The 11,652-nt window shown below is 75.0% G+C and carries 5 protein-coding genes; 1 reads left to right on the plus strand and 4 read right to left on the minus strand.

Annotated features, from left to right (window positions below; all coding sequences use genetic code 11):
* Nucleotides 1-67 precede the first annotated feature (67 nt).
* The 3 genes from ACFXAM_RS08120 to ACFXAM_RS08130 form a co-directional block, all read right to left on the minus strand.
* Nucleotides 68-3,289 carry a UvrD-helicase domain-containing protein gene (locus ACFXAM_RS08120; RefSeq protein ID WP_380288626.1) on the minus strand — a complete coding sequence of 1,074 codons (3,222 nt, stop codon included), beginning with the start codon at nucleotides 3,287-3,289 and terminating at the stop codon, nucleotides 68-70.
* A gap of 124 nt (nucleotides 3,290-3,413) precedes the next feature.
* Entirely contained in the window at nucleotides 3,414-6,788 is a 3,375-nt protein-coding gene (locus ACFXAM_RS08125; RefSeq protein ID WP_380288628.1) for an ATP-dependent helicase, read from the minus strand.
* Between the two features lie 66 nt (nucleotides 6,789-6,854).
* Nucleotides 6,855-7,262 carry an MGMT family protein gene (locus ACFXAM_RS08130; RefSeq protein WP_380288630.1) on the minus strand — a complete coding sequence of 136 codons (408 nt, stop codon included), beginning with the start codon at nucleotides 7,260-7,262 and terminating at the stop codon, nucleotides 6,855-6,857.
* Between the two features lie 143 nt (nucleotides 7,263-7,405).
* Here ACFXAM_RS08130 and ACFXAM_RS08135 point away from each other — a divergent pair, with 143 nt between their 5' ends.
* The gene (locus ACFXAM_RS08135) at nucleotides 7,406-10,171 is read left to right on the plus strand and encodes a flippase-like domain-containing protein (RefSeq protein WP_380288632.1); all 2,766 of its coding nucleotides are present in this window, start codon (nucleotides 7,406-7,408) and stop codon (nucleotides 10,169-10,171) included.
* 66 nt (nucleotides 10,172-10,237) lie between these two features.
* Here ACFXAM_RS08135 and moeZ read toward each other — a convergent pair whose 3' ends face one another.
* Entirely contained in the window at nucleotides 10,238-11,416 is a 1,179-nt protein-coding gene (gene moeZ, locus ACFXAM_RS08140) for an adenylyltransferase/sulfurtransferase MoeZ (RefSeq protein WP_380288634.1), read from the minus strand.
* Between the last annotated feature and the right edge of the window lie 236 nt (nucleotides 11,417-11,652).

The following is an 11,652-nucleotide window of genomic DNA, read 5'->3' on the forward strand; positions in this document are numbered from 1 at the left end:
AGGCGCGAAACGTGCACTACGCACAGGTTTCGCCCGATGCCGTGATGACTTGAATGCTCTCCGTGACTCATTCTTCACTGTTCCCGATCAGGAGCCGTTCCAACTCTTTTCGGCCGGGAAGTCCTGCGGGTTGTTCGATCCGGCCGCTGCGGACGTACAGGAACGAGGCCGTGACCTGCTCCAGGGGGACACCCGCCTGTTCGGCCCAGGCGAGCCGGTAGACGGCGAGCTGGAGCGGGTCGGCGGTCTCCTCGCGGTGCGTCTTCCAGTCCACCACTTCGTAGCGTGACGCGCCGCCGATTTCTGACCCGCCGTCACCGTCACGGTAGACCGCGTCGATCCGGCCGCGCACCACCCGGCCCGCCAGCACCAGGTGGAACGGCGCCTCGACCCGCAGCGGCTCCCGGTGCGCGTACGGGGTGCGCAGGAACGCCTCCTTGAGGCGTTCGAGGTCCTGTTCGTCCTCGATGCCGTCGTCGTCGGCGCCGGGCAGCGCGCCGGGGCCGATCAGCATCAGCGGTTCGATCCGGGACTGCACCCAGGCGTGGAAGCGGGTGCCGCGCCGGGCGGCGGGCTGCGGCGGGCGGGGCATCGGGCGGGCGAGGTCGTGCGCGAAGCCGTCCGGGTCGGCGGCCAGGCGCAGCAGCTGGGTGGCGGAGAGCGAGGCCGGCAGCGGCACCTCCCGCACCCGGCTGCGCGAGCGCTCCAACTCGCCGAGCAGCGCGTTCAGGTCACGGTCCCAGGACTCCACCAGCCGGCGGTCCTCGGGGGCCATCGGCTCGGGCTCCGGGGCGGGCGCGCCGGCCAGGCGGCGGTGCACCACCGCGGCGACCCGGCGGCGGGCGTGCTGGGCGGCCGGGTCGAGCGGCAGCGGCCAGGGGCGTTCGACGGGTGCGGCGAGCGCCGGGTTCTCCTCACCGTCGGCGGGCGGGTCGGCCCAGACGACGACCTCGCCGTTGCCGGGCCGCCCGGTGTGCTCGCGCAGCTGCTCCAGGAAGTCCGACGGGCCGCGCGGGGACTTCTGGCTGGGCCCCCACCAGTGGCCGGAGGCGAGCAGCAGGGCGCGCGGGCGGGTGAAGGCGACGTAGCCCAGGCGCAGTTCCTCGACGGCGGAGTGCTCGGCGAGGGCGGCCCGGAACTCCTTCATCGCCTTGGCGTTCCAGCCGCCGCGCACATCGGGCAGGGTGGCGGCGTCGCCGCGCAGGGCGTGCGGCAGGACGCGCTTGGTGCTGGTCCAGCGCTCGCGCGGGGAGGAGGACGGGAAGGCACCCCTGACCAGGCCGGGGACGGCGACGACGTCCCACTCCAGACCCTTGGACTTGTGCGCGGTGAGGACCTTGACGGTGTCCTCGCCGCCGGGCAGGCCGGCGTCCAGGCCCCGGTCGTGCTCCTGGGCGGCGCGCAGGAAGCCGAGGAAGGCGGCGAGGCCGGGGTCGCCGTCGAGGTCGGCGAAGGAGGCGGCGACGTCGAGGAAGGCGTGCAGGGTCTCCCGGCGTCGGGCGGCCAGCGCCTTCGGGGAGGCCGCGAGTTCGACCTCCAGGCCGGTGACGGCGAGGACCCGGTGCAGCACGTCCATCAGCGGGTCGGCGAGCGAGCGGCGCAGCTCGCGCAGTTCACGGGCCAGCCGGGCGAAGCGGATCCGGGCCTCGGCGGAGAACGGCAGCTCGTCGGCGTCCTGCGCGTCCTGCGCGTCCAGGAAGGTCTCCAGGGCGTCGGCGAGCGAGACGACCTCGGTGGGGTCGGTCTCCGCGACGGCGGCGGCGAGCGCCTCGACGCCCTCGGGACGCTCGGTGCGCACGAGTTCGGCGGCGCGCCGGCCGAGCAGGGCGAGGTCGCGCGGGCCGATCCGCCAGCGCGGGCCGATCAGCAGCCGGACCAGGGCGGCGTTGGCGGTCGGGTCCTGGAGCACCTCGCAGACCGCGACCAGGTCGGCGACCTCGGGCAGGTGGAGCAGCCCGCCGAGGCCGACCACCTCGACCGGCACGTCCCGGGCGACCAGCGCGGCGTGCACGTCGGGGAAGGCCGCGCCGCCCCGGCACAGCACGGCGATCCGGCCGGGGGCGGTGCCGGTGCGCACCAGGTGGTCGATCTCGTCGGCCAGCCAGCCGATCTCCTCGGCGTGGGTGGGCAGCAGGGCGGCCCGCACCCGGCCGTCGGTCTCGGCGCCGGGGGCGGGGCGCAGCGCCTCGACGCCCTCGTGCATGGCGCGCAGCGGCGCCGCGAGCTCGTTGGCGAAGGCGAGCAGCCGCCCGCCGCTGCGCCGGTTCTCGCTGAGCGCGTAGCGGTCGGCGGGGGCGCCGTCGGCGGCGGGGAAGTGCCGGGGGAAGTCGTCGAGGTTGGCGACGGAGGCGCCGCGCCAGCCGTAGATGGCCTGGCAGGGGTCGCCGACGGCGGTGACGGGGTGGCCGGGGGCGGTGCCGTCCGGCCCGGCGCCGAACAGCCCGGCGAGCATCAGTCGCTGGGCGACGGAGGTGTCCTGGTACTCGTCGAGCAGCACGACCCGGTACTGCTCGCGCAGCAGCGCGCCGACCTCGGGGCGCTGCTGGGCGAGCCGGGCGGCGGCGGCGATCTGGTCGCCGAAGTCCATCAGGCCGGCGGTGGCCTTGCGGCGCCGGTAGTCCTCGACCAGCCGCAGCAGTTCCAGACGGGCGCGGGCGGTGGCGGGCACGGTCCGCAGGTCCTCGTTGCTCAGCCGCACGCCGGCCAGGGTGTCGAGCAGGTCCTCGTCGAAGGCGCGCAGCGCGGCGGGTTCGACGAGGTGCTCGGCGAGTTCGCCGTCGAGGGCGGTGAGGTCGGCGACCAGGTTGGCGAAGGTGCCGGTGAGGGCGGGGAACGGGCCGCGCGCGGTGCGCAGCACCTTGGCGGCGAGCTGGAAGCGGGTGGCGTCGGCGAGCAGCCGGGTGTCGGGTTCGACGCCGATGCGCAGGCCGTGCTCCTTGAGGAGGCGGCCGGCGAAGGCGTGGTAGGTGGAGATGTCGGGTTCGCCGAGCGCCTCGCCGTCCTCGGGGTCGGCCACGCCGGCGAGCCGCAGGGCGGAGCGGACGCGTTCGGCGAGTTCGCCGGCGGCCTTGTTGGTGAAGGTGAGGCCGAGGACCTGTTCGGGGCGCACCGCGCCGGAGCCGACCAGCCAGACGACCCGGGCGGCCATCACGGTGGTCTTGCCGGAGCCGGCGCCGGCGACGATGACGGCCGGCCGCAGCGGGGCGCCGATGGCCGCCATCTGCTCCCGGTTGAAGGGGATGCCCAGCAGCTCCTTGAGCTGGTCGGGATGGCTGAGCACGGCGGTCACCACGCAACGGTAGCCGGGGCCGCCGACAGCCGGGGGGCCGCTGTGGCGACGGCCACGTGCCGCGTGCACCACATCCGGCGTCCACCGGCCGTTCGCCGGGCGCGGCCCGGCGGGCCGGGCGCCGTCACTCCACGAGCTGGGCGCCGTCGCGCTGGGCGGAGCAGCTGCGGCGGAAGGCGCAGCGGTCGCAGCCGCCGCCGGTCTGCGGGACGAACCGCTCGGCGAGGATCCGCCCGGCGGCATCGGCGAGCAGGTTCTCGATCCACGGCTCGCCCTCGGGCGGCTCCTGCCGCTGCACCTTGGGCGCGTCGGCCGCGCCCTTGTCGGGCTTGCGCAGCTGGACGAGTTCGGCGCCGCCGGACTCGGGGGCGGCGGCGTCGAAGCCGGGCAGCCCGTTGAGGGCGCCGGAGCGCACGGCGAGCTGGTAGACGGCGAGCTGCTTGTGCTCGGGCAGGGACTTGTCGGTGGGCGTCTGCTTGCCGGTCTTGAAGTCGACGACGTAGGCGCGCCCGGCCTCGTCCTTCTCGACCCGGTCCATCGAGCCGCGGATGCGCACCTGGACGCCGCCGGCGTCGAGGGTGACGTCGAAGCCGTGCTCGGTGGCGACGACGTCGCGCCCGCGGGCCATCACGTGCCAGGTGAGGAAGCGTTCCAGGGCGGCGCGGGCCTCGGTCTTCTCCTGCTGGGACTTCCACGGCGCGTCGAAGGCCAGCGCGTCCCAGACGGTGTCCAGGCGTTCCATGAGGACGGCGAGGTCGGCGGGGGTGCGGCCGGAGCCGACCTCGTCGGCGAGGGCGTGCACGACGTTGCCGAAGCCCTGGGCGGCGGAGGAGGTGCCGCGGGCCTTGACCTCCTTGTCGAGGAACCACTGGAGCGAGCAGTTCTCCAGCTGTTCCAGGCCGCTGCCGGACAGCCGCACCGGCAGGTCGGCGGAGCGCAGCGGGTCGGGGGCCGCGGTGGGGTCCTCCAGGCCCCACCAGCTCTCGGGACGGGCGGCGGGCACCAGCGGGCGGCCCTCCTCGTCGGCGGCGAGGGCGAGGGTGGCGAGCCGTTCGGCGGCGGCGCGGCGCAGTTCGGGCGAGCGGGCCGGGTCGAGGGTGACCGCGCGCAGCTCGGCGACCAGCGCGGGCACGGCGAGCGGGCGGCGCGGGCGGTGGGTGACGTCCTCGACGGTGACCGGCGGGGTGCGCCGCAGGACGCGGCCGGTCCGCGGGTCGACGTCCTCGCGGTAGAGCTCGCGCAGGAAGCGGGACGGCTGGTCGCCGTCGTCGGCGGGCGCCTTGACGGCGGTGACGACGAGCCGGTCCTTGGCGCGGGTGGCGGCGACGTAGAAGAGGCGGCGCTCCTCGGCGAGCAGCGCGGTGGGGGTGAGCGGTTCGGCGAGGCCGTCGCGGCCGATCCGGTCGGCCTCCAGCAGGGAACCGCGGCGGCGCAGGTCGGGCCAGAGGCCGTCCTGCACGCCGGCGACGACGACCAGGCGCCATTCCAGGCCCTTGGCGCGGTGGGCGGTCATCAGCCGGACGGCCTCGGGACGCACGGTGCGCACGGTGAGGGTGTCGGCGGCGATGTCCTGGGCCTCCAGCTCGGCGAGCAGGTCGAGGGCGCCGCGGTGACCGGTGACCTGTTCCTCGGCGCGGGCGGCGGTCTCGAACAGGGCGCAGACCGCGTCGAGGTCGCGGTCGGCGTTGCGGCCGGCGGCGCCGCCGCGCAGGGCGGCCCGCTCCAGGCGCTCGCGCCAGCGGCGGGAGCCGTCCCACAGCTGCCAGAGGGCGTCCTCGGCGGTGCAGCCGCCGGCCAGGGCCTCGCGGACCTTGCGCAGCAGGGTGCCGAGGTCGTGGGCGCGCCGGGCGTGGGGGGCGTCCAGGACGGCGAGGCGCTCGGGTTCGGCGAGGGCCTCGCGCAGGAGGTCGCCGGCCGGACGGGGCACGGCGGCGGGCGCGCCGTCGGCGGCCCCGGCGCGCAGGGCGGCGCGCTCCTCCTCGCGCAGGGTGCGGCCGAGGCGGCGCAGGTCGGCGCCGTCGAGGCCGCCGAGCGGGCCGGTGAGCAGGGCGTGGGCGAGGTCGGTGGTCAGCGGGTCGGGCGCGGCCGCGTCCGTGCCGTCCGCACCGTCTGCACCGTCCGTGCCGTCCTGCCGGTCGCGGACCGCCTGCTCGGCGCAGACCCGCAGGGCCAGCAGCAGCTGGGCGACGGCCGGCTCCTCGCGCAGCGGCAGGTCGTCGCCGTCGATCTCCAGCGGGACGCCGGCCGCGCCGAGCGCCCGCCGCACCCCGGGGATGGACCGGGCGCCGGCCCGGACCAGGACGGCCATCTCGCCCCACGGCACGCCGTCCTCCAGGTGGGCGCGGCGCAGCAGGTCGGCGACCGAGTCCAGCTCGGCGCCGGGCGTCGGGTAGGTGTAGACCTCGACCCGGCCGCCCTCGCGGGCGGGCAGCGGGGCGCGGTGCTCGGCGAGCTTGTCGGCGGGCAGCCGGCCCATCGGCATCCGGCGGGTGAGTTCGCGGGCGGCGGCCAGCAGCACGGCGCCGGAGCGGCGGGAGACCCGCAGCACCTTGACGTCGGCGGGGCGGCCGTCGGCGTGCCGGAAGGTCTGCGGGAACTCCAGGATGCCGTTGATGTCGGCGCCGCGGAACGCGTAGATGGACTGGTCGGGGTCGCCGACGGCGACCAGTTCGCGCCCGCCGCCGGCCAGCCGGCGCAGCAGCCGCACCTGGGCGGGGTCGGTGTCCTGGTACTCGTCGACGAAGACGGCGTCGTAGCGTCCGCGCAGGTCGCGCTCGACCTCGGGGCGGTCGGCGAGCAGGACGGCGCGGTGGACCAGCTCGGCGTAGTCGAGGACGCCGCGCAGGTCCAGGATGTCGAGGTAGTCGGCGAGGAAGTGGGCGGCGGCGGCCCAGTCGGGCCGCTGGACGCCCTCGGCGAAGCGGGCCAGCTCGGCCTCGCCGAGGCCGAGCTCGCGGCTGCGGGCGAGCACGGCGCGCACCTCGTCGGCGAAGCCGCGGGTGGTGAGGCAGGCGCGCAGGTCGAGCGGCCAGGCGATCCGGGAGCGGCCGCGCCGGGCGTCCTCGGCGCCGCCGGCGAGCAGTTCGCGGACCATGACGTCCTGCTCGGGGCCGGAGAGCAGGCGCAGCGGCTCGGCGTAGTCGGCCGGGTCCTGGTGGGCGCGGAGCAGGGCGTAGCAGAAGGAGTGGAAGGTGGTGGCCTGCGGGGCGGCGGCCCGGGCGCCGCCGGTGGTGGTGGACAGCCGCCCGGCCATCCGGTCGCGCAGTTCCATCGCGGCCTTGCGGCTGAAGGTGAGGACGAGGATCCGCTCGGGGTCGGCGCCGTTCTCGATCCGCCGGGCGACGGCCTCGACGAGGGTGGTGGTCTTGCCGGTCCCCGGCCCGGCGAGCACCAGCAGCGGGCCGCCCGCGTGCTCGACCACGGCGCGCTGGTGGGCGTCGAGTTCGGGCGGGGCGGGCGGTACGAGGGGGCTGCGCACCAGACGGTAGGGGGAGCTCACGGACGTCCTGGGGGTCGTGCTCGGGCAACTGCGGGCGGGCCCGCCGGGGGCCCGCCGTATTCGAGCCTACGATCCTGCCCCGTCATTCCCGTCCGCGCACGGGATTCCGCGAGATCCCCGGCCCGCCCGGCCGGGGGCGGGCCGGCCGTCCCAGCGGGCGCGCCGCAGGTCGACCCGGGGCGGGTCGGCGAGGTCGCGCAGCGGGGTGCCCTCCTCGCCGTAGTGGGCGAGGGCGCGGTGCTCGTGGCCGGGCAGCATCCGGCCGTCGGCGCGGATCACCCGCCACCAGGGCACGGCGCCGCCGTACAGGGCCATCACCCGGCCGACCTGCCGGGGGCCGCCCTGGCCGAGGTACTCCGCGACGTCGCCGTAGGTCATCACCCGGCCGGGTGGAATCCGCTCGGCCAGGTCGAGCACGAGTTCGGCGAAGGGCGTCAGCTCGCCGGGGCCGTCGTCGTCGGGGGCGTCCGTCACCTGCGGCATTCTTCCGCATCCGGCCGGCCGGCCGCCCCGGGGCGGCGGATCCGCCGCGCCCGATCCGGCCCCTGTCCAGCACGGGGCGCCGAGGCATGCCACCATCTTCGGGGCGGTGAGTGGTGATACGAGGACAAGACCAGATGACCGGGACGGCTGACGTGGGTGTGGACGAGGGCTCCGACGAGTCCTCCGACGGCATGCCCGCAGGTGGCGGCGACGCCACCGCCGAAGCACCACCGGAAGTCTCCCTGATCAAGGACCCGACGATCAAGAGCCCGCAGCCGGCCGGCCCCGCGACCGGGGCCCCCGCCGTCGTACCCGCCCAGCCGTCCGCCCCCGAGGCGGCCCCCGAGCCCGCCGCGACCGCGGCCGGCCCTCCCGGCGGGGCCGACGCCCCCGGGCCGCGCCCCGGGAGCGACCCGCTGGACGACACCCCGCACCTGGACGTCGACGAGCCGCTGCTCGCCGCCCGCGCGCACCGGCCCTCCGACCTCATCCGCTTCCTGGCCGGCGTCTTCGGCATCGTCGCGGTCTTCGTGCTCGCCGGGGTGGCGACCTCGACCACCACCGGCATCGAGATCGACATCGCCGAGAACGCGCCCCGCTTCTCCCCGGTGCTCTCCACCATCACCGGCCTGGTCTCCAACGTCGCGGTGCTGGCCGTCCCGCTCGCCTTCGCCGTCGAGCGGCTGATCAAACGCGACGGCCTGCGGGTCGCCGACGGCGTGCTCGCCTCGGTGCTGGCCTACGGCGTCTCGCTGGGCATCGACTGGTGGGTCGCCGAGGGCGCCTCCGACCACATCCGCGACGCCCTGACCCGCTTCCCGCTGGACTCCGTCGGCACCCTCACCGACCCGGTGCACGGCTACCTCGCCCCGGTGATCGCCTACATGACGGCGGTCGGCATGTCGAGCAGACCCCGGTGGCGGGTCGCCCTGTGGGTGGTGGTCGTCTTCAGCGGCATCACCGAACTGCTCGGCGGCTACACCACCCCGCTGTCCCTGCTGCTCACCGTGCTGATCGGCTGGTCGGTCGCCTACGGCACCCTCTACGCGATCGGCTCGCCGAACATCCGGCCCACCGGCCAGCATCTGATGATCGGCCTGCGCAAGGTCGGCTTCACCCCGGCCAGCGCCCACCGCGCCCCCGACGCCCCCGGCGGCACCCGCCGCTACCTGGTCGCCCAGCAGGGCGGGCCGCCGCTGGACGTCCACATCGTCGACCGCGAGCAGCAGGCCTCCGGCTTCTTCTACCGGGCCTGGCGCCGGCTGCGGCTGCGCTCGGTGGCCGTGCGGCGCAGCCCGCAGTCGCTGCGCCAGGCGCTGGAGCAGGAGGCGCTGATCGCCTACGCGGCCGCCGCCTCCGGCGCCCGCGCCCCGCAGCTGGTCGCCACCTCCGAGCTGGGCCCGGACGCCGCGATCCTGGTCTACGAGAACGTCGAGGGCCGCACCCTGGACGACCTCGCCGACGAGGAGATCACCGACCGGGTGATGGCCTCGCTGTGGGAGTCGGTCGCCGCCCTGCACGAGCGCCGGATCGCCCACCGCCGGCTCACCGGCGAGTCGCTGCTGGTCGTCGACGAGAAGACGGCCTGCCTGGTCAACCTCTCCGGCGGCGACATCGCCGCCACCGACCTCACCCTGCGCATCGACGTCGCCCAGCTGCTCACCACCTTCGCGCTGCGGATCGGCCCCGAGCGGACGGTCGCCACCGCCAACGCGGTGCTCGGCGCCGAGCGGGTCGCCCAGTCGCTGCCGCTGCTGCAGCCGGTCGGCATGAGCCGCTCGACCCGCGTCGACCTGAAGAAGGTCACCAAGGAGCGCAAGGCCGCCGCCCAGGCCAGGGCGCTGGAGCAGGTCGCCGCCGGGGAACGCACCCAGCAGCAGGCCGAGGAGGACATCGCCGTCGCCGGCGAGGACCTGCTCAGCCGGATCCGCGCGCAGATCCTGCAGATCGCGCCCGAGGCGCCGATGGAGCCGGCCAAGCTGGAGCGGCTCAAGCCGAAGAGCCTGATCATGGTGGTCGCGCTCACCTTCGCCGCCTACCTGACGCTGACCACCGTCAAGCCGGCGCAGCTCAAGCTCTCCCAGATGAACTGGGCCTGGGCGGCGGTGGCGCTGGCCGCGGCCGCCTTCTCCTACGTCGCCGCGTCGATGAGCCTGACCGGCTTCGTCCCGGAGAAGCTGCCGTTCCGCCGCACCGTGGCCGCCCAGGTCGCCGGGTCGTTCGTGAAGCTGGTCGCCCCGGCCGCGATCGGCGGCATCGCACTGAACACCCGCTACCTGCAGAAGGCGGGCATCCGCTCCGGCCAGGCGGTCGCCTCGGTCGGCGCCTCCCAGCTGGCGGGCCTGGCCGGGCACCTGCTGCTGCTGTTCAGCTTCGGCCTCATCACCGGCAGCCAGACCAACGGCGACCTCTCCGCCTCCCGGGCGGTGATCATCGGCGTGCTGAGCGCCGCCGTGCTGGCCCTGGTGGTCGCGGCGGTCGCCCCGCTGCGGCGGTTCGTGCTGAACCGGCTGCGCTCGCTGTTCTTCGGCGTGGTGCCCCGGATGCTCGACCTGATGCAGACGCCCAGCAAGCTGATCACCGGCTTCGGCGGCATCCTGCTGCTGACGCTCTCCTTCACCGCCTGCCTGGACGCCTCGGTGCAGGCCTTCGGCGGCTCGATCTCCTTCTCGGCGGTCGCCGTGGTCTTCCTGACCGCCAACGCGGCCGGCTCCGCGATCCCCACCCCCGGCGGCATCGGCCCGGTCGAGGTCGCGCTGATCGGCGCGCTCACCGTCGCCGACGTGCCGCCGGCCGTCGCCACCCCGGCGGTCTTCCTCTACCGGGCGCTCACCTTCTGGCTGCCGGTGCTGCCCGGCTGGATCTCCTACAACGTGCTCCAGCGCAAGGGCGCGCTCTAGCGGCGTCCGCGGACACGCGAGAGGGCCCGCCGGAGCGGGCCCTCTCGCGTGGTCGGACGGTGCGGATCAGTACACCGGCTTGTGCGGCTCGATCTGGTTGACCCAGCCGAGCACGCCGCCGCCCAGGTGGACGGCGTTGGCGAAGCCGGCCGACTTCACCACGGCCAGCACCTCGGCCGAGCGGACGCCCGACTTGCAGTGCAGCACGATCTTGCGGTCCTGCGGCAGCTGCTCCAGCGCGTTGCCCATCAGGAACTCGTTCTTCGGGATCAGCACGGCGCCGGGGATGTTGACGATCTCGTACTCGCCGGGCTCGCGGACGTCGATGAGGAAGATGTCCTCCTCCTCGTCCTGCCACTGCTTGAGCTGCTTGGAGGTGATCGTCGAACCGGCGGCCGCGGCCTGCGCCTCCTCCGACACGACGCCGCAGAAGGCCTCGTAGTCGATCAGCTCGGTGACGGTCGGGTTCTCGCCGCAGACCGCGCAGTTCGGGTCCTTGCGGACCTTCACCTGGCGGTAGTTCATCTCCAGGGCGTCGTAGATCATCAGCCGGCCGACCAGCGGGTCGCCGACCCCGGCCAGCAGCTTGATCGCCTCGGTGACCTGGATCGAGCCGATCGAGGCGCACAGCACGCCCAGCACGCCGCCCTCGGCGCAGGACGGGACCATGCCCGGCGGCGGCGCCTCCGGGTAGAGGCAGCGGTAGCAGGGGCCGTGCTCGGCCCAGAAGACGCTCGCCTGGCCGTCGAAGCGGTAGATCGAACCCCACACGTACGGCTTGCCGAGCAGCACCGCGGCGTCGTTCACCAGGTAGCGGGTGGCGAAGTTGTCGGTGCCGTCCACGATCAGGTCGTAGCCGGAGAAGATCTCCAGGACGTTGGAGTTGTCGAGTCGCTCCTCGTGCAGGATCACGTCGACGTAGGGGTTGATCTCCTTGACGGAGTCCCGCGCCGACTCGCCCTTCGAGCGGCCGATGTCCGACTGGCCGTGGATGATCTGGCGCTGCAGGTTCGACTCGTCGACCACGTCGAACTCGACGATGCCGAGCGTGCCCACACCGGCCGCCGCGAGGTACATCAGCGCGGGCGAGCCCAGTCCGCCGGCGCCGACGCAGAGCACCTTGGCGTTCTTCAGCCGCTTCTGCCCGGCCATGCCCACGTCGGGGATGATCAGGTGGCGGGAGTACCTGCGGACCTCGTCAACGGTGAGCTCGTCGGCCGGCTCGACCAGGGGTGGCAGCGACACGGGGACTCCGATGGTCGTCGGTTCAGGTGGCCAGGGCCAACCTCTAGGGGCTTGTTGCTCCGCCACCGCAGTGGCTCTGCTACGCCAACAGTGTCACGCCGCCCCGGTATTCCGAGACAGCTCGTCCGATGGGCGAGACGGCCCGAGCCGGATGGTGGGACCACGCAACAGGCCCCGGACGGGCCCCCTCCGGGGCGTCCGGGGCCTGTCGGAGGCCTCCTCGGGAGCTGCCGCCG

It is taken from the genome of Kitasatospora sp. NPDC059462 (genome assembly GCF_042749955.1).
Lineage (GTDB): Bacteria > Actinomycetota > Actinomycetes > Streptomycetales > Streptomycetaceae > Kitasatospora.

Bases quoted from the DNA above. Each gene is read 5' to 3' on its own strand.
- ACFXAM_RS08135 (WP_380288632.1), top strand. From the start codon at position 7,406: ATGACCGGGACGGCTGACGTGGGTGTGGACGAGGGCTCCGACGAGTCC.